This window comes from Larkinella terrae (assembly GCF_009668025.1).
In the GTDB taxonomy this organism is placed as follows: domain Bacteria; phylum Bacteroidota; class Bacteroidia; order Cytophagales; family Spirosomataceae; genus Larkinella; species Larkinella terrae.
Map to the genome: position 1 here is coordinate 451,257 of NZ_WJXZ01000004.1, position 19,162 is coordinate 470,418.

At 51.6% G+C, this 19,162-nt stretch carries 16 protein-coding genes and 1 tRNA gene; 7 read left to right on the top strand and 10 right to left on the bottom strand.

Annotation, left to right across the window (positions count from 1 at the left end; all coding sequences use genetic code 11):
- Positions 1-87: 87 nt before the first annotated feature.
- On the top strand, positions 88-597 hold the full coding sequence (locus GJJ30_RS09020; protein WP_154174802.1) for a phosphoglycerate mutase family protein: 510 nt from the start codon (positions 88-90) through the stop codon (positions 595-597).
- A 131-nt stretch (positions 598-728) separates the two neighbouring features.
- Entirely contained in the window at positions 729-1,169 is a 441-nt protein-coding gene (locus tag GJJ30_RS09025) for a hypothetical protein (protein WP_154174803.1), read from the top strand.
- A 102-nt stretch (positions 1,170-1,271) separates the two neighbouring features.
- On the opposite strand, the gene GJJ30_RS09030 is transcribed toward GJJ30_RS09025, so the two are convergent.
- From GJJ30_RS09030 to GJJ30_RS09045, 4 genes are all read right to left on the bottom strand, one after another.
- Complete coding sequence (locus GJJ30_RS09030; protein ID WP_154174804.1) at positions 1,272-2,213, bottom strand: TonB family protein; 942 nt, start codon at positions 2,211-2,213, stop codon at positions 1,272-1,274.
- Between the two features lie 7 nt (positions 2,214-2,220).
- Positions 2,221-4,182 (bottom strand): M56 family metallopeptidase, encoded by a 1,962-nt coding sequence (locus GJJ30_RS09035; protein ID WP_154174805.1) that lies wholly within the window; start codon positions 4,180-4,182, stop codon positions 2,221-2,223.
- Positions 4,179-4,550: a BlaI/MecI/CopY family transcriptional regulator gene (locus tag GJJ30_RS09040; RefSeq protein WP_124879024.1), complete on the bottom strand. Its 372-nt coding sequence runs from the start codon at positions 4,548-4,550 to the stop codon at positions 4,179-4,181. Before GJJ30_RS09040 ends, GJJ30_RS09035 begins: the two co-directional genes overlap by 4 nt.
- A gap of 236 nt (positions 4,551-4,786) precedes the next feature.
- Positions 4,787-5,890 carry an alpha/beta hydrolase family protein gene (locus GJJ30_RS09045; protein ID WP_154174806.1) on the bottom strand — a complete coding sequence of 368 codons (1,104 nt, stop codon included), beginning with the start codon at positions 5,888-5,890 and terminating at the stop codon, positions 4,787-4,789.
- Between the two features lie 182 nt (positions 5,891-6,072).
- Between GJJ30_RS09045 and GJJ30_RS09050 the strand changes: the two genes are divergently transcribed.
- Positions 6,073-7,083 (top strand): LLM class flavin-dependent oxidoreductase, encoded by a 1,011-nt coding sequence (locus tag GJJ30_RS09050; protein WP_154174807.1) that lies wholly within the window; start codon positions 6,073-6,075, stop codon positions 7,081-7,083.
- A gap of 125 nt (positions 7,084-7,208) precedes the next feature.
- On the opposite strand, the gene GJJ30_RS09055 is transcribed toward GJJ30_RS09050, so the two are convergent.
- Positions 7,209-8,486, bottom strand: coding sequence for a PQQ-dependent sugar dehydrogenase (locus GJJ30_RS09055; RefSeq protein ID WP_154174808.1), 1,278 nt, complete (start codon positions 8,484-8,486; stop codon positions 7,209-7,211).
- A gap of 102 nt (positions 8,487-8,588) precedes the next feature.
- Here GJJ30_RS09055 and GJJ30_RS09060 point away from each other — a divergent pair, with 102 nt between their 5' ends.
- A complete protein-coding gene (locus tag GJJ30_RS09060) occupies positions 8,589-10,193 on the top strand; it encodes a serine hydrolase domain-containing protein (protein WP_154174809.1) in 1,605 nt (534 codons plus the stop codon).
- Positions 10,194-10,254: 61 nt separating this feature from the next.
- Here the strand turns inward: GJJ30_RS09060 and GJJ30_RS09065 are convergent, their stop codons facing one another.
- From GJJ30_RS09065 to GJJ30_RS09085, 5 genes are all read right to left on the bottom strand, one after another.
- Complete coding sequence (locus tag GJJ30_RS09065; RefSeq protein ID WP_154174810.1) at positions 10,255-11,136, bottom strand: SDR family oxidoreductase; 882 nt, start codon at positions 11,134-11,136, stop codon at positions 10,255-10,257.
- A 122-nt stretch (positions 11,137-11,258) separates the two neighbouring features.
- The gene (locus tag GJJ30_RS09070) at positions 11,259-11,855 is read right to left on the bottom strand and encodes a Crp/Fnr family transcriptional regulator (protein WP_229313042.1); all 597 of its coding nucleotides are present in this window, start codon (positions 11,853-11,855) and stop codon (positions 11,259-11,261) included.
- A 65-nt stretch (positions 11,856-11,920) separates the two neighbouring features.
- Positions 11,921-13,411 (bottom strand): hypothetical protein, encoded by a 1,491-nt coding sequence (locus GJJ30_RS09075; protein ID WP_154174811.1) that lies wholly within the window; start codon positions 13,409-13,411, stop codon positions 11,921-11,923.
- 60 nt (positions 13,412-13,471) lie between these two features.
- The gene (locus tag GJJ30_RS09080) at positions 13,472-14,824 is read right to left on the bottom strand and encodes an NAD(P)/FAD-dependent oxidoreductase (protein ID WP_154174812.1); all 1,353 of its coding nucleotides are present in this window, start codon (positions 14,822-14,824) and stop codon (positions 13,472-13,474) included.
- Between the two features lie 589 nt (positions 14,825-15,413).
- Positions 15,414-15,486 (bottom strand) — tRNA-Phe (locus tag GJJ30_RS09085).
- Between the two features lie 64 nt (positions 15,487-15,550).
- Here GJJ30_RS09085 and GJJ30_RS09090 point away from each other — a divergent pair.
- From GJJ30_RS09090 to GJJ30_RS09100, 3 genes are all read left to right on the top strand, one after another.
- Positions 15,551-16,891, top strand: coding sequence for a 4Fe-4S dicluster domain-containing protein (locus GJJ30_RS09090; protein ID WP_154174813.1), 1,341 nt, complete (start codon positions 15,551-15,553; stop codon positions 16,889-16,891).
- A gap of 133 nt (positions 16,892-17,024) precedes the next feature.
- Positions 17,025-18,326 carry a hypothetical protein gene (locus GJJ30_RS09095; RefSeq protein WP_205880547.1) on the top strand — a complete coding sequence of 434 codons (1,302 nt, stop codon included), beginning with the start codon at positions 17,025-17,027 and terminating at the stop codon, positions 18,324-18,326.
- On the top strand, positions 18,310-19,110 hold the full coding sequence (locus GJJ30_RS09100; protein WP_154174814.1) for a (Fe-S)-binding protein: 801 nt from the start codon (positions 18,310-18,312) through the stop codon (positions 19,108-19,110). Before GJJ30_RS09095 ends, GJJ30_RS09100 begins: the two co-directional genes overlap by 17 nt.
- Positions 19,111-19,162 lie beyond the last annotated feature (52 nt).

Consider the following 19,162-nt stretch of genomic DNA (forward strand, 5'->3'; position numbering starts at 1 on the left):
AAACCTATAAACCTGTAAGGTCTTCAAGACGGGGTCGCTTAGACCTTACAGGTTTATAGTAACGTAGTCAACAACTTTTGGTATGGTATGAACTACAAATGGCTGTCGGTTTTGCTGGTTACGATTGGCTTATCGGCCTGTTCGACTTCGACGGTTTTCATTGTTCGGCACGGCGAAAAGGTGAGTGAGGCCGATACGACCAGTTTGTCGGCCGTTGGCTTCGAGCGCGCTCAGGCGTTGGCTGACCGGCTGGAGGATGAGCGGATCAGCCGGATTCTGACCACGCCGACCCGCCGGACGCAGCAAACCGCCGGACCGCTGTCCCGGCACCTCAACCTGCCCATCGAGTCGTATCCGGCCAAACCGGTCGGTGCGGTCGTAGAAATGGTGCAACAAACGAAGGGCAGGAATATCCTGGTGGTCGGCCACAGTAACACGATTCTGGAGATCGCGCAGGGGTTGGGAACCAAACCATCAAAGGCTAAAATCGAGTCGGAAGATTTTGATAACCTGCTGGTAGTGAAGTTGAAAAGAGGGTTGTTTGGAAAGTCGGTTCGGTTGGAGGAGGAAACGTACGGCAAACCGACTCCGCCGTAAAAACCGCCTTCATGCGTTAAACCGAACCGGAATGGGGAATGAGAAACCGGGCAATTTTTCGCCGGTTTGGGAGTTAATAATGTAGTGTTTACTCAAATAGAGATGGATTGATGGGTTTGCGAATTGTGAGATTGTTCTTTGTTTTTTGTTTGATGTGGCTGGTCGAAACCGGCGTTGCGAGGGCTCAGGAAACGGCCACAACGGGGTCAACATTCCCGAATCGCTATACGGGTCGGCAGATCGTCGTGGAAGTTGGAAGTGAGACGGACCGACCGGAATACCGCCTGTTGGACAACGGGTTGATGTATTACCGGGAAGGTTCCGAAGGCGGTTTTACGAAGTTGGGCCAGCAAAAAAAAGACACGACGCAGCGGACGTTTGCAACGCTGGAGCAGGAGTGTAAAATCAAAACCGCCAAGATTGAAAAACCGGAAAACCCGGACGTAACCATCACCTGGAAACGGGCCAAAACCGAGTTTGCGGTGGGCTGGGAAAAGCGCAACGCTCCCGAGGTGTACGAAAAGTTTTACGAAAAATTCATGTCGTTCTTCCCCAGGAACAAGCAGAAATAACTAAAAAAGCCCCGAAACTGCGCAGTTTCGGGGCTTTTTAATTTACTCTGATCAAATTTCGGCTTCAGGACTTCGCGGGCGGCCGTTTGGAAGGAGCAACTTTCATTGGTGATCTTTCAGACTAAAATTAATTGGCAGGTTGTATTTCACCCGCACCGGTTTTCCATCCTGCGTTCCCGGTTTCCAGCGGGGCATGGCTTTGATCATCCGAACGGCTTCTTCGTCGGCACCAAAACCGATGCCTTTCAGAATCTGAATATCCTGCATGCTGCCGTCCGTGTTGATGACGAACGAGAGAAAGACCCTGCCGCTGACGTGGGCGCGGAGGGCGGGTTCCGGGTATTTCATGTTATTAATGATATAGGCTCCCAGAGCGGGCATGCCACCCGGGAATTCGGGATTTTTATCAACCACCGTAAAAATTTCACCGTTACCGTCATCCACCATTTTGCGGTCTAGCAAATCCCTGAACTTGGTGTTGTTGGCGTGTTTCGGAATTCGGGGCGAACCGGTCCAGTAGCTGGATTGCGTGCCGTCGTTGGGTTGGGCCAGCCGAACGTAAATAGCATCCTTGCCGTTGACCGGAACTTCGATACTCTGGTGGCCGACAAATGAAACCACCAGGGTTCCATTGGCGGGTACTTTGAGCTGGTATGCGCCGTTGGCGTCGGTGTTGGTGCCTGCCTGCGATCCTTTCAGGACAATATTGGCACCCGGTATCGGCGTATTGTTGGAGCTGAAAATCTGGCCGGAAAGCGTGATCGGTCCCTGACTGACCACCTCTTTCTTCGACTGGTCTTCGCAGGCAGCCACAAAGACGAACAGACTGGCAATCAGCAGGGTGGCAAAACCGTACTTGGCGATGGCCCAGCGACTGGTTTCTGATTTCTGCAACATGATAATCCGTTGTTTAAGGGTGGACGATTGAAAAAAAGGCGTGACAAATGCCGACTGTTTAGGGCCAAATGTGTAGGCAATCAATCGGTTATCGAATCGGCGTTGACAGAAGCGGAGCCGGGTGGAGAAGGGTTTTGTTGCTTTCATGACAACCTTAGTTTTTGGAAGTGGCTTTGATGGTATACGTCGTCTTGGTGTGATCAACTTCAATCCGTTCCAGACTGCTGGGGTTCAGCTTCTGAAATTCTTCCCGGGTGATCGTTTTCCCATCCAGCACAAAATCAACGGCTTGGCTGCCAAAACCGGGCTGGGTCGTCGTCTGGATGGTTTCGCCCATGACTTTCTGTTTGGACGTCACCTCAATGACCCCGTTTTGCCCTTCGTTCCCGTAGATGGATGTTGCCGAAGCTCCTTTCAAAACGTTGATGGATGCGATGCTGTTGGGACCGATGGTGGTCGCCAGAGTCTCGGTAGAGGCCAGTTTTTTTCCGTCAACGATATACAGCGGTTTAGCATTCGGATCAGTACTCAACGGAGTGCGGATGATGACATTGGCCGGGCTCGAATTGTCCTGAATGACCTGCCCACTTCGTTTGTCTTCCTTGCCTTCCAATTGAAACTGAATGGGCAGAACGTACTGCGTCATCACCGGTTTGCCATTCTGAATCCCCGGTTTCCAGCGCGGCATCTGGCTGACAACCCGCACCGCTTCTTCGTCGCAGCCCGCCCCGATGCCTTTTTTCACGCGTAGCCCGGTAATGTCGCCCTGCGAATCGACCGTGAATTGCACGAAAACCGTCCCCTGCGTATGGGTCTGACGAGCCTCTTCCGGGTAGCGAACATTTGTGGCCAGGTATTGCCCGAGGGCGCTCATTCCCCCCGGATACTCCGGACTTTGCTCGACCACTGTAAATACGGGGCCGCTTGCGTTCGAAGGCGTTGTTGCTGAGGTTGTCGCCGGTTTCGGACTTACACCATACCCGACGACCACCACGGGTTGTAATGATTTTATGCTGGAGGTCAACGTAAAATCCAGGGTTTTGTTACCCGAAACTGCTTTTGTCTGGCTCTCGAAACCCACATAACTGGCAACGAGTCTGGCGTCGGTCGGCACGTTTTTTAGTTCGTAACGGCCCTGCGCATCGGTTTGAAAACCGTTCGTTCCGTTCAGAACGACTACCGTTGCGCCCGCCAGCGGTTTTCCATTGGTATCGGTGACTTTTCCCGAAACCGTTATTTTCTCGTCAATAACCGGCGCAACCAATTGGGTGATTTCCTCGCGCGCCGTGGTCATCGCCAGCAGGCTCAGCAGCAACGGCAACACAAGTATGTATTTCCCCAACGCCCATCGGCTGGTGGCCCGGCGTTGCAGCATCAGGATCCGTTCCTTGATCAGGGAAGGCTTGAAAAAACCGTTGGTTAGTGTATTGGGCTGAATGCCAAAGGCGTAGTTCACCAGAAAAGTAGCGTATTCGTGTTTGTCCTCGGCCTGGGCGTCGGCCAGAAACTCGTGCACCTGCTGAATCGATCGTTTGTATAGAATCAACACCGGATTCATCCAGAACATCAGTTGAACGACCTCCAGCAGCAACACATCAAAGCTGTGCCATTGCCGGATGTGAACCAGTTCGTGAGCCACGATCGGCGTGTTGCTGGTCTGCGCATCCCGGCGGCACAGCACCAGAAACCGGAAAAACGAGAAAGTCGGCACGCGCTCATCCGACGGCAGCACCAGCGTGTAATCGTCCACAGCGTGCCGCTCGGAGCGCCGGATCAGCCGGCCAATACCGGTCACCTGAAGCAGCAGCCGGAGCAGCAAAACCACCGCCACGGCGCCGTAAAACCAGTAACCGATCGTTTCCCAATCCGGTCCGGTGGGTTCCGGGGCCGTCACCGTGACGGGCAATGCGAAGACCATCACCGGCACGGGAATCGTTTCGACGGTTTCGGTCGGCAATTCGATGAAGGGCAATACCAACGAAAGCAGAACCGACGCCAGCAGGTAAAGCCGGTTGAGCCGGAAAAACGTGTGTTTTCGCAGCCACAGCCAGTAACAGCCGTAGAACAGCACCAGAAACAGGTTGGCTTTGAGCAGGTAATCGAGGGCTGCGTTCATGATTCTTTTTTACGGTTTAGGAGTTCGATGATTTCGTCGGTTTCTTTCAGGCTCAGATTGCGATCCTTGACGAAAAACGATACCAGTTTTTTCAGCGAATTGTCGAAATAACCCGACATGAGCTGTTCCATTTCGAAGCGTTTGTATTCTTCCTCCGTAATCAGCGGGTAGTACTCGTGCGTTTTGCCGTAGGCGCGGTAGCCCACCAGACCCTTCTTTTCGAGGATGCGGATAATCGTCGAAACCGTGTTGTAGGCGGGTTTAGGTTCGGGAAGCTCCGTGAGAACATCCTTGACAAATCCCTTTTCGATTTTCCACAACACCTTCATGATTTCCTCTTCGGCATTGGTCAGTTCGCGAACTTGCATATCGGGTAAAAGTGGGATGACTGAAATGTTGAAATCAAATATATGACTAATGATTTAGTTTTACAACTAATACATTAGTTTTTTGTTTGGAAAAATGTTTTTATTGGGTTATTTGGGGATGGCGTGACGACAAATGGCAACTAAAAACCGCTTCGATCTGGCTGAAGCGGACCTGCTGCAGATGGGTTTGGGTTAATCGATCAACTGGTTAAATCAGGAGAGGTGAACCGGGAATATCACTTTACTTCCCCGGCGACCGGTTTTTGGCCTGCTTTCACCCAGTTTCGCAACTGATCGAAAACCGCTTCGGTCTGGCCGGGCGTAAACCGGCAATGGCCCTGTCCGTTCGTAAACTTCATGACAAAAAGCCGGTCGTTGCCCGCCTGACGGACAATGGCGTCGTAAGCCGTTCCGTTTTCCGGCGGAATCAGTTCGTCGTAAGTCGTGTGAACCAGCAAAACCGGGTCGCTGATTTTACCACTGTAATACGTATAAGGGCCTAGAAATGACCGGGCTCTGGGCTGAGCCATTAGCCGAATGGCCCGGCGGTTGACGAGCGCGTCGTCCGGAAAACCGCTGTACAATGCGTTGGTATTATCGAATGGATTTCCGCCCGCTTGCTGGCTGATGTCGCGGTAGATTTCCTGAAAAAACCAGAGAACGCTCGGCAGGTCTTTGTATTTGATGGCAAACCGCCGGGCAAACTGCTGCCCGGTCAGCGAATCGATTGCGAGTTTCTGCGCGATACTTTCTCCCGAAATTGGTTTTGCGGTTCCGTTGGCGAGTTTTTCCAGCGTCAGCGTATTAGGAAAAAGCGCGTCGAATGTGACCAGCATCTCAAACAAATGCCCCTGAAGAAATTGGGATATGTGCTCCGAAACGGGGCAGAACGGCAAAGCGCCCTGGTAATGTTGCGGATATTTTTCGATGGTTGCCAGCGTGATCATGCCACCCATCGAATGACCGGTAATGAACGTAGTGTCCGGCTGGCCGTATTTTTTGACGAAATATTGCCGCAAGGCTTCCGTATCGTCAACGCCCTCGGAAACCGCCCAACCCTGCCGCCGGTAAGCCGATTGCGCCACGGCAAATCCTTTTTTCAGGAAAGGAGTCATCCATCCGCCACTCAAAGGACCATGTTTACTACCGATGGTTTCATAGCCGTGGGCGTACAGGAGTAATCGTTTTGGCCCACCGGCCTGGTTCCAGTTGGCGGGAAAATCGATCCGGTAGCGGGCCTGACCGATGATTCCGGTATCGGCACTTGCCACCGACGACGACTGGCCCGCTGCGGTCAGCACGCTTAGGAAAAAGACGAAAAAGGGAATAAGTCGGGTCATGGTTCAGGCTGAAAATAAACGGAATACGCAACCGAGTTAGCGCAATAGATCGAAAAAACCTAACGCCTTTCCCGAAAACCGTGCCGAGTTACACCGTTTTATTCCAACCAGCCCGGCACCTTTTTCCGGTTTTATTGTTGTTCTATAACAATAGAACTATTGCGTGATAATCGGAATCAGAAATGAAGTTAAGTGTTTTAGATCAGTCGCCGATTCGGAAAGGCAGCACCGCCCGCGAAGCGTTGCAGGAAACCGTCGCACTGGCCAAATGGACTGAAGAATTGGGCTACACCCGGTTTTGGGTGGCCGAACACCACAATGTTACTTCGTTAGCCGGAACGACGCCGGAAATATTAATCGCTCACCTGGCCGGACAAACGAACTCCATTCGCGTGGGCTCGGGCGGGGTGATGCTGCCGCACTACAGCGCGTTGAAAGTGGCCGAAAATTTTCGGATGCTGGAAGCGCTTTTCCCCGGCCGCATCGACCTCGGCATGGGCCGCGCCCCCGGTGGCGACCGCGTTACGGCCAGCCTGCTGAACCCGACCAATACGTTTAGCGAACAGGATCTGGTGCAGCAACTCTTTGATCTACAGAATTATCTGAATGATCGCTACGCGCCGGGCAGCGCTCAGGCGCAGGTACGGGCCATGCCGGTTCCGCCATCCGTGCCGGAGCAGTGGGTGCTGAGCTCTACGGGTCATAGCGGTTTGCTGGCGGCCCATTTTGGCATGGGATTTTCCTTCGCGCATTTCATCAATCCGCACGGCGGACCCGAAGCCGTGCAGCATTACCGGAGCCGGTTTCAGCCCTCCGAGAACCTGGAAGAGCCGCAGGTCAACGTTGCGTTTTTCGTTTTCTGCTCCGACGACCCCGAAGTGGTCCAGCGGCAACAGGCGATGGTCGACTACCGGTTTTTACAGTATGAACTTCGGGGGAGAGTGAATCCGTTCGACTACAACGATCTGAAAACCGTCTCGTATTCGCCCGCCGAAGAAGCGCGGATTCAGCACAATCGGCAGCGGATGATTATGGGTAGTTCGGAGGAAGTGAAAAAGCAACTGCTTAAAATGGCCGATCAGTACGAAGTCGATGAACTGATGCTGGTCAATGTGGCCTCGGAGTTTGAAGAGCGCCTGGAATCCTACCGACTGCTGGCGGAGGTGTTTGAGTTGAAGGGCGTCATTGCCTGACGGTGGTCCCCACTTCGTTATTCGGTGTTCGTTATTCAATATTATTAGGAGTTTGTAAACCAAATATCGAATAATGAATAACGAACACCGAATAACGAAGTAGAATCTTAAACGAGAATCATAACCTACTTCTTCTTATACGCAATCCGGAAAATGGTTCCGTTGAGATCGTCGGAGACGTACAGCGAGCCATCGGTTCCCTGCGCCAGACCACAGGGGCGGTGCTGAACGGGGCCGGTTGGTTTGGCGAGATCGATGCCGGCAAAATTGTCGGCGAAAATCTCCCACGGTCCCGACGGTTTTCCGTTTTTAAACGGCACAAACGCTACCATATACCCTTTCTGCAATTCGGCCGACTGGCTGTGGAACGCCACGAACGCGCCATTGCGGTATTTTTCGGGAAACATCGTTCCGGTGTAAAACAACAAACCGTTCGGAGCCAGGTGCGCCGGAAACGCCACCACCGGATTCATCGCTTTTTCGCCACCGGTTTTTTTGCCATCGCCACCGTATTCCGGGGCAAGAATCTTCTTCTTCTGAATGTGGTCGTAATAGACATACGGCCAGCCGCCGTCCGCGCCTTTTTTCACTTCGTACATGGTTTCCGCCGGTAATTCCGCGCTTTGCTTGGGCGTATAATATTCCGGATAAAAATCGTGGAACTTACCGCGACCGTGCTGCACGACGAACAACGAGTTGGTTTTGGTATTCCAGTCCAGCCCGACCACGTTTTTCAAACCGGTGGCAAACCGCACCCCGTCGTTGTAGGATTGGTTGAGCCGGTTGGTATGAAACTGCCAGATTCCAGCGGCTGAATCCAGCAAGGGGCAGGGCATCAGTCCTTTACCAGTTCCGGCCTGGCGGCAGGCGTCGTTGTCTGACGCGATATTGACGTAAATCATCGACTGATTATCGACCGCAATGGACTTGGATTGGTCGCGCTCTTTCAGCCGCAGTCCTTCCACGATTTTTTCGGGCTGGTCGGGCTGAATCACTTCGCCTTTGTCATTCAGCTGATAGCGGTAAACGCCACTGTTGGACGACGCGTAGAGGTAATCGTTTTTGATAAATATGCCCGTTCCGGGGTAATCACCAAAACCGGTCTGCTCGTCGATCACCCCGTCTTTGTTGGTGTCGCGCAGTCGGTAAATGCCTTTTCCGTCTTTCAGTTTGGCCAGTTTGACGTAGATATCGCCATTCTTGCTAACGGCCATGTGTCGGGCCGCGCCGATATCGGTGGCCAGAATGGAAGCCGAAAAACCGGCCGGAAGTTTAATGGCCGACGGCTCGACGGTTTTGTTTTTTTTCTCCGCAGCCGTGGGCGTTTCGCCGGTAGCCCAAACGGTATGGAAGCCCGCCAGTGTACCTACCAGGCAGATTGTTCGGATAAATGTTTTTTTCATTGCAGGGTTTAGTGATTAAATCGGGAACCGAGGGCCTAAAGATTGCTATTTTCTGCGTATTTTGGCAGAATAACCCGGTAAAATCATATTATTCCTAAAAACATGACCCTAAATCGTCGGATTTTCCTCCATCAACTGGGGCTGGGTGTGGCTGGCCTTGGCCTGATTGGCTCCCTGCCCGCGTCGCTCCAGGCGGCTCCGCTTCGTGCCGTTCGTTTGCCCCGCAGTCTGCCCGAAGCGCAGGGAGTTTCGTCGGAGGGTTTGCTGGATTTTGTCAACGCCATTGAAGCCGGTAAGCTGAATGTACATAGCATGATGGTGGTTCGCCACGGTCAGGTGGTGGCGGAGGGTTGGTGGGCACCGTACGCGCCCGAGCTGAAGCACACGCTGTATTCGCTCAGTAAAAGCTTTACGTCGTCGGCCATTGGGCTGGCGGTGGCCGAAAAGAAACTGACGGTTGATGATAAAATCGTTTCGTTTTTTCCGCAGGACGTACCGGCTACGGTGAGCCCCAATCTGGCGGCCATGCGGGTGAAGGATCTGCTGATGATGGCAACCGGCCACGATAAGGACTCGACGGGCGCCCTGCGCGCCGACTCCGATAAAAACTGGGTGAAGGCGTTTCTGGCGCAGCCGGTCGAACACGAACCCGGAACGTTCTTCGTCTACAACAGTGGCGCCACGTACATGCTGTCGGCGATTATTCAGAAAATTACCGGCCAAACCGTGCTGGAGTATCTGAAACCCCGGCTTTTCGATCCGCTGGGCATTGAGGGCGCCGACTGGGAAACCGATCCGAAAGGAATCAATACCGGGGGCTGGGGATTGCGCGTGCGGACGGAAGACATTGCCAAATTTGGTCAGTTATACCTGCAAAAAGGAATGTGGAATGGCAAGCGGTTATTGCCCGAAGCCTGGATCGAGGACGCTACCAAATTCGAGATTCAGTCGAAAGGCGGTTCGCGGCCGAAGGAGGAAAACGACTGGCTGCAGGGCTACGGCTACCAGTTCTGGCGGTGCCGGAATAACGCCTTTCGGGGCGACGGCGCTTACGGCCAGTATTGCATCGTGATCCCGGAAAAAGATACGGTTATTGCCATTACCAGCGAAACCAGCGATATGCAGGGCATTCTGGATCAGGTCTGGAAACATATTTTGCCCGGTATTCAGCAAGGTGCCATTGCGACCAAATCTACGGTTCCGCTAAAACCGAAACTGGCTTCGCTGGCGTTGCCGTTGCCGGCCGGACAAGCCAGTTCGCCAACTGCTGCAAAAGTGAGCGGAAAACCGTATCAGATCTCGGATAATTCGCTGAATATCAAACGGGTGTCGCTGGCTTTCCAGAACGGTTCCTGCGTTTGCACGCTTCAGGACGATCAGGGCGAACACCGCGTGGTTTGCGGCCTGGGGCGTTGGGCCGAGGGGAGCACCGATTTATCGACCGTTCCGCTGAAGCTCGTGCCGACTTCGGTGCCGAAAGAAACCAAAACCAAGATTGCCGGAAGTGGTGCCTGGAGCGACGAGAATACGTTTACGATGACCTGGCGTTTTATCGAAACCGCCCATTACGAAAATGTAACCTGCCGGTTCGACGGCGACAATCTACAGCTCGAATTCCGCAAGAGTCTGGCGGTTTTGTCAAATTCCAAAGACCCCCGCCCGGCGCTGGAAGGCAAGTTGATGGCTGCGGTTTCGCAGGGAAAATAAGCTTCAAAATACGGAATTTTGCCCGATCGGCCAATACTGACCGGCCGGGCAAAACCATTTATCAGTTGAAATAAGCTTCCCCGCTGAGGTCTTCAATCAGGCCGGGGTGCGTGGGTTGCCAGCCCAACTGCTCCCTGGTTTTTACGCTGGAAGCCGGACTATCGAACGTAATAAACCGACTCATCCAGTCGAAATGGCTGGCGGCTTCTTCAGGCGTTATCGAGACAACGGGAAGGTTCAACTGCCTGCCGATGATCTCCGCAATTTCCCGAACGGGGATCCCTTCGTCACCGATGCCGTTGTAACGGCTTCCAGCCGTTCCTTTTTCCAGCGCGAGTCGGAACAGCCGGGCCGCATCCAGCCGGTGTACGGCGGGCCACCGGTTGCTTCCATCACCTACGTAAGCGGATACACCGGTTTTCCGGGCTATGCTGATCAGGAAAGGGACAAAACCGTAATCGCCGGCGTCGTGAACCGAGGGCGGCAACCGGATAACCGACGCGGGAACGCCGGACTCCACCAACGAAAGGGCCGTTGTTTCGGACGCCCGCGGAAAACCGGGTGCCGGATCGTCTTCGGTGATCAGGCTTCCATCGTTCCGGACGCCCAATATGCCGCCGGTGACCACCAGCGGTCGGCCGGAACCGTTCAGTGCGGAGCCCAGGGTTTCGATGGCCCGTTTATCCGTTTCGGCAGCTGCGGCATACTTCGAAAAATCGTGAATGAAGGCGGTATGAATGACGCCGTCGGTCTCCAAAGCGCCCTGTTTTAAACTGTTCAGGTCTTCCAGACTTCCCTTGATGGCTTCAGCGCCAGCCTCCGCCAGCGTTTTAAGCGCGGCTTCTGAGCGGGCAAGTCCCAGCACCTGATGCCCTGCTTTTACTAATTCCTGTACAATCGCCGAACCGATAAAACCGGTAGCTCCCGTTACAAACACACGCATACGAATCAATATTTGGTTGTGATTAACTACTGAACCAGCCTGGATTGACTGGCAGGCCAATATCCAGGCATTCTCCCGGCAAAAGTGCGGAATGTTCGGGCGGAAAAAGAGGACATTTGTCGCTATTTTACGGGAAGCTGGGCTTGCCTGATCCGGTTCAGGGTTTTAACCGAAACGCCCAGGTACGAAGCCACCATGCGTAAAGGCACCCGGGCGAGGAGGCCGGGGTAGGTTTTCGCAAAATCCTCATACATCTCCGCAGGGGTGGAGCTAATGGTTTTGTAAAGGCGGTTTCGGCTGAAGTGAAGATTCCGGGAGATGAGTTGTTCGGAGAAAGTCCTGAGGGCGGGAATCTGGTCGAACAGGGCATCAAAACCATCTTTGCTCCACATTAGAAGCTGGCTATCCTCCAGGGCATCGATGTTGTAAGCCGACGGGCAGCGATTCGCGTAACTTTCGCCGTCGGTTGTCCAGGAAAGTTCCGTTGAAAACTGAAGGACGTGTTCACTGCCATCTGCTCCGGTGCGATAAGTACGCAAAAAGCCTTTGGCAATAAAGATTTTATACCGACAGACCTCGCCTTCCTGCAACAGGATTTCTTTTCGTTGAACGGTTTTTGCAATAGCGGCAGCACCAATCAGCCGGATCTGTTCATCAGACAACGGCGTATTCTGTTGCTTGAGGTACGTTTTGAAAGCGACCAGCATCTTTTCCTGCATAAAAACGGGCGGTTGCCGGATGATTCAACCGCACTCCGAAAACGGCCTTACGGATAAATTAGTTGCTACCGAGGGCGCATAAAATATTTTTCAAACGACGAATTGGGCCGCAACAGATACTGCTGGGCAGTTGCGGGATTATAATGGCGAACCGCCAGATCCGGGGTGTTCTCGTCACCCAGCTCAGAAGGCTGGGTGATGAACGTCGTTGTCGGGCGCGGTGGAATATAAGATGCCACGAATTTCAAGACTGAAAGGCTATTGACAGCCCAAAACACGATAAAACCCCATCGGACCCAATTTTTCGAACCTCTGTAATTAACCAGCCACTGCGACGCAAACAGGATGATGATGGCGTAGGCCGGTATGTTGGTACGCATTTGCCAGTCGTTCATGATGCCCAAACGATAAAGCGGCAACAAACAAAGCGTGACGATTGCAACGATTAACCAGTTCTGCAATTGGCTGTCGTTGGGCATAAACAGCCTTAGGGGAATGTACCAGATTACAAAATTGGTCAGGATATACAGCAGATAATAAAGGGGCCAGGCAGCAACACCGGTTTGCGTAATAAACATATTCACCGAGGGGTCGGAAGTAATCTGGGTACTGGTTAGATAGGTAATTAAAGGCAGCAGCCCCAGACCGGCCAGGAAGGAATAGAGCAGATAAAGCGGTTTTTTTAAAAACCGCCACAGGTCTAACCAAAGCAGATACAGCACAAACGGGATCGACCCAATTCCGGCAAATGGCCCCCAAAACAGGGCTCCGCCCAGCAGCAAAGCCATCGTCGGCAGCCATTCGTCCTGCCGTTGCTGGTAAAAGGAGGTTAAACTAAAAGCCGCCAGTAGCGCCGGAATGGTGTGCTGAGGAGCCCAGACCAGGTGATCCGAAAACGGAGACATAATGATGACCGGGAACTTCCCAAAATCGATGTAATTGGGACGCAGGTACGGCAATGCCGGAATGAAGTCCCGTAATAACCGAATGAAAATCCAGGAATCGCTAAATAAAAACAAGACCAGAAAGACCCACCCGGGGCGTTTGGGACTCAGACAAAGGACCCAGCAACTAATGAGAAAAACCCCAACCCACGTCCAGATCAACGCCAGATAACGGGCATATTCGATTCCGATCCATTTACTGATAAAAGCTACCGGTAAATAATACGCGTTGTAGTAACACATAAAAGCGTTGTACTTCGTGTAATAAACCGGCCAGGGATTGACAATTAAATCGTGGTATTTGGCATTGTGAAACTGGTAATCAAACAACTGCCAGTTGAATTCACCAAAACCAAAAAGCAACAGATAAACCAACGATAAACTGGCCGCAATAAATACATTTCGTGGGGTCCAGGAAGGAGGATAACTGGTTAGTAGCGGTTGGGGCCGGGTAAAAATATAAACCGCTAGGCTGCACAACAGAATTACACAGGGTATGCCAATTGCCGAACGGACCCAGGTAAGTAAAAACAAAAGAGCAGGTGACAGCATATAAAATACCGTTGTTACCAGCAAATACGTAATCGGATTTCGTCGGTCGGCGAGCATCATAAATAGGGAACAAGTAACAAAAAGCGGCAGGTTTTATGGCAGGCTGTTGGTAATGCGTATCTATTGATACCTGCCAATTTTACCGGAGAGCGAATTTCCTTCCGGAATAAATGAGGTGTCCATGCCCATTACCCGACAGGCTTCAGCCGATACGCGAATGGCATTATTAACACTTCGTTCGTCGGGGTAAATATGGACCATATTGGCGAGCCACAGGTGTTGAATGGAAGTCTTATACGAACTGACACGTTGGGAAAAATTCAGATCACAAACCGTGGCGGCTGTTTTGGTCCTGAAAACATGAATATTGGTAATGCTATCCGGATTAAATGTTTTATAAATTTTCTTTAAATAAGGCAACATAGTCGCAATTATCTCTTCATTACTTTGATCCGCAATTTGCTCTTCGCGCGAATAATAGCGGGATAGATAGGCAATATGTTTATTATTATAAAGCTCGCTCGAAATAAAATTTGTGTGTTCAATGATGCCTCCGAACGGATAACCGCTATCCGCAATATTAAGCCAGTAATTCTGGCTAAGCGGTTTTTTTAAATCCAGAATTACGCACACCGCCCCGAAGTATTCGATCTTATCAAGTCGCTGGAAAAGCGTATCATCGACGCCCTGAACCAACTTTTTGATGTAATTTGTGGGGATCGTAAATAGATATTCTCCACCGGAATATGTTTCCTTTGGTGTAGAAAGGCCGATCAGTTTTCCCTCCTCCACATGAAGCCTGGTTACCATCGAATGATTAATCAGTTCAACGGAAAGTGCTTTCAATTTTTCCAGCAAAGCAGTCAATAATGTTTCCAGACTTCCCTGGAGGTAGCCCAGCTTTTCTTCTCCGCGATTCCGGGAATTCATCCGTTGCCGTAAACGGCCGATGAGCCAGGCCAGCGGAACGTCATTAGCGTATGGCCCGAACTTAATATCCAGCAGCGGTTTCCATAAAGAGTTCGTAGTATTTTGCCCCGCATACCGATAGAGCCAGTCCATGCAGGAAATATTTTCGTAATCTTCCCAGCGGGCTAGTTTTCCCAAAAACAGGCTCGTGGCAGCAAAGCGGGCTTTATCGAATAAAGATAAAGGAGAAAACTTAAGAAGATCGACAGGAGAATTGAATGAAAAGATCTTTCCATCTCGATAAACGCCCATTGTCGTTTTTTTATAAACGAGTTTATTGCCAATTCCCAGCTCTTTTATCAGCCAGTTTAATTCCGCATCGTGCGTGAAAAAATGGTGGTAATAGTGTTCCAGCCGGTTGCCACCTATCGGAAACGTGTTTAGTAATCCTCCGAATGACCCACTGGCTTCTAATACGCGAACTTTGTAGCCATTTCGTGCGGCTATATAAGCACTAGCCAGGCCAGTTATGCCTCCTCCAACAATGGTTAATTGTTTTGTCATCCGTACAAATCGCAGTTGATTCCCTACCAGAAGCTAGAAAGTAGAACTTCATCCGGCAGGTTAAGCGCCGGTTTCAGCAAGTTATATACTTTAGCTTGTATTCGTGAATAGAGATGGAGGTAAGTCGACAAAAGTGCCGAAATCGGGCCTGAAATGTGTATTTTACCGATTGAAACGCCGGAAATATAACACGTTAATTGTTCAGGAAAGGAGAATATTATTATTGCATGTGCAATGAAATAATTGATATCAAGGCAATTGAATTATGCGAAAGCCGCATAGCCCTAATCCAGTAATTTCTGGCAGGTAATTTTTGAATTGAAAGCCAAACTACGGCAAAAAAAACTAATCGTTGGATTATCGTTAATCAGAGCGTTGTTATTGATCAGGGCGAAATCCAGATAGGTAATACGGGGAGCGCGTCAAAGAAAAGGGGAGATGAGTCAGTTGTTTTACGACTTTTTTTTCAAATTGCCGGCATTAAACGCAAAATGTGAAATTGCTTAATTTAATCCACAAAATGGTTATAAATTACTTGCAAAAGAAAAAGGCAGCTACAAACTTTCGTTGTAACTGCCTGATTTGGAAGTGGTGATGGACGGAATCGAACCGCCGACACAAGGATTTTCAGTCCTTTGCTCTACCGACTGAGCTACATCACCAGGTACTGCCGGTAGCAATTTTGTGGGTGCAAAGGTAGTGGTTTTTTCGTTTACACCAAATAGTATGCTAATTCTTCAACAGATTTTATTTGTAGCCGCACTGGCGGCCACCGCTTGGGTGCTGACCCGGCGCATCGGCCTCATCCGGCGGGCCATCCAGCTTGGTCGGCCGGAAAACCGCACGGACAGGCCCAATGAGCGCCTAAACATCATGCTGCGCGTGGCGTTTGGGCAGAAAAAAATGATGACGAATGTGACCGTTGGGCTGATGCACTTCGTCATCTATGTCGGTTTTATCATCGTCAATATTGAAGTGCTGGAAATTGCGCTCGACGGTATTTTTGGAACCCACCGGCTTTTTGCCCCGTTCACGGGAGCGGTTTATCCGTTTCTCATCAATACCTTCGAAATCCTGGCACTCGGTGTATGGATCGTCTGTGCGGTTTTTCTGATCCGGCGGTTTGTTACGAAAGTTCCGCGTTTTCAGCCGGAACGACACCGGGAAATGACCCGCTGGCCCCGCACCGATGCGGCCCTGATTCTGACCTTCGAAATTTTGTTGATGACGGCTTTCCTGACCTGGAACGCGTCCGACAGCGTTCTGCGCGAGCGGGGAGTGGGACATTACAACGAGCTGAAAGGTGTCGGCAATTTTGTCATCAGCCAGTTTCTGATGCCGCTGTTCGCCAACTGGAGCGACACGGCATTGGTCGTTTGCGAGCGGTTTATGTGGTGGTTTCACATTCTGGGCATTCTGTTCTTTGCAGTTTACCTGACGTATTCCAAACACCTGCACATTGTGCTGGCTTTTCCGAATACGTATTTCTCCGACCTGAAACCCAAAGGCGAGATCAAAAACATGCCGGAAATCACGAAGGAAGTGCAACTGGCGCTGGGGATTATGCAGGCTGACCCGAACGAAACCCCGGTCGAACCGGGCCGGTTTGGCGCCAGAGACGTGCGGGATCTGACGTGGAAAAACCTGATGGATGCCTATAGCTGCACCGAGTGCGGCCGCTGTACGGCGGCATGCCCGGCCAATATCACCGGCAAAAAACTGTCTCCCCGCAAGATTATGATGGACACCCGCGACCGGCTGGAAGATATTCAGCAGGGCTGGCAGCAGAACGGGCCGGATTATGATGACGGTAAAACCCTGTTGGGCGATTACATCACGGCCGAAGAAATCAACGCCTGTACGACCTGCCAGGCCTGCGTTCAGGAATGCCCGGTGAATATCAATCCACTGGAAATTATTCTGCAACTCCGGCGCTACAAAATTATGGAAGAAGCCCAGGCACCCGCATCGTGGAACGCCATGTTCAGCAATGTCGAAAATAACATGGCTCCCTGGAAGTTTTCGCCCGGCGACCGGTTTAACTGGGCGGATCAGGTGAATAAATGAGTCGGCCAACGGCGAATCCCATCGGCTGGAATTTTATTCACTTACTGAAAAAACTGTCTACTTTTACCAGTGGATAGCCAATTAAAAACCGGTCGGGAAAATTTGAGAGTCCCGCAGGCGTTTCCCTATTTGTATGTCAGTACTTTTATTTAAGATCGCGATTGCGTTTGCAGGATCGGTTATCACCGGCGGAATGCTGCGTTTTCGAAATCTGATCGACCGCATAAATTCCCGGCAACAAACGTCGGTGCTGGTGCTGTTTTTTGTTTTATTTCGGGTCGTTCCGTTCCTGATCGTTTATGTCGTATTACAACTGAAAGCCCGGTCCGATGTCCCCATTTTTTATGACGCGGCTGTCAATGCCATGCGGGGGAAGATCGTTTACCGCGATTTCTGGACGCCGTACAGTCCTTTATTTCCGTATGCGACAACGCTCCTGCTTTGGTTCTGGAACAGCGCCGAGGCCCTGATTTTTCAGATGATCCTGATGGAAGGGCTCGCGCTCTGGCTCACCTGGAAAGTCTACCGCCCCGAAATTCGGGATAGTTTCGTGCGGTTGCTGAGCTACCTGGTGTTGCCCGGGCCTCTGGTTCTCTGCGTTTTGGGCGGTCAGGAAGACATCTGGATGTGGCTGTTTGGCGTTATTTCCGTTATGGCCTGGCAGCGAACGCGCGACAGCCTGTGGATCGGCGTGGTGATGGCGTTGGCGCTCATTACAACCAAAGCGTTAGCGGTTTTGATTGTCGTACCGATGTTGTTTCTGGTCGAAAAACCGCTCCGGTATATCGCCGGTCTGGCTGTGACGGGCTTGCCCGCTCTGGGTATTCTGGTGATGCTCGTGGGCGATAAATTTCTGACGCCACTGGCTTTTGCCGATATGCCTTTCGCTCCCAACCTCTGGACCGTGCTCAGTCCGTTGATCGGTGATTTTCAGCCTTATTCCAAAATCCTGAGTTGGGTGGGCGTTGGCCTGACGGTCGGGATTTCTTCCCTGGGCGCGGCTGTTTTAAAGCAGCGCATGAGTTATTCAAAAGCCCTGCCCATTTTGTGGAGCTTGTGCTTTTGCTTTATGATGTTTATTCATAAAAGCTCATTTGGCAATTACGCATTCATTTTTCTGATGCCGATGCTGGTGAATGTCATCGATGTAAACAACATACGGCACGTAGCCGCCCTGATTCTGTTCAACGCCGTAGTGGTTGTGCATCCTACGTACTGGTGGGGCCTCAAAACGCCGATTTTTACGAATTGGAGCCAACTGGTTTCGACTGAAAATTTGATTGACTACCTGATGGAAGTGCTGCTGGTTGGCTGCCTGGCGTATTTCCTGACGCTCCTGTACCGCATCATTAGTCACGGTCAGCATTTGCAAACCGATCGACTTATTAAATTGGGTTCCACTGATTTACGCATGAATCATGACCGGGGAAACTAACTATCAGGTACCAACGATGGCCGACCTGGCCGCCAAAGGCGAAACACCGGAAGTCTTATTCTGGGTCGGTTGCGCCGGATCGTTCGACGACCGGTACAAGAAAGTGACCGTCGCGTTTGTTAAAATTCTGAACCACGTCGGCATCCGGTTTGCGGTTTTGGGAACGGAAGAGACCTGCACGGGCGATCCGGCCCGGCGCGCGGGCAACGAATTTCTGTTTCAGATGCAGGCCGTGGCTAACATTCAGGTGCTGGACGGCTACGGCGTCAAGAAAATTGTAACGGCCTGTCCGCATTGCTTCAATACGCTCAAAAACGAGTACCCCGAACTGGGTGGAAATTACGAAGTGATTCACCATTCGCAGTTTTTGCAGCAATTGATCAACGAAGGCAAAGTGACATTGAAAGGGGGAGGGGAGTTTAAAGGTCGCCGGATTACCTACCACGATTCGTGTTACCTGGGCCGTGCCAACAAGGTTTACGAAGCACCCCGCGAGGTGTTGCAGGCACTGGATGCCGATCTGGTGGAAATGAAACGCTCCCGAACCAAAGGCCTGTGCTGCGGAGCCGGGGGCGCTCAGTATTTTAAAGAACCGGAACCCGGTCGGAAAGACATCAACGTCGAGCGAACGGAAGAAGCCCTCGCAACCGGCGCCAGCACCATTGCCGTGGCCTGCCCGTTTTGCATGACAATGATGACCGACGGGATTAAAAACAAAGACCGCGAAGATTCCGTCAAAGTCTATGACCTCGCGGAACTCGTTGCCCAGGCGCAGAGTTTGTAGGAAAGAGCATGGGGCAGAGGGGTAAGGGCATAGGGCTGTTTTACCCCATGCC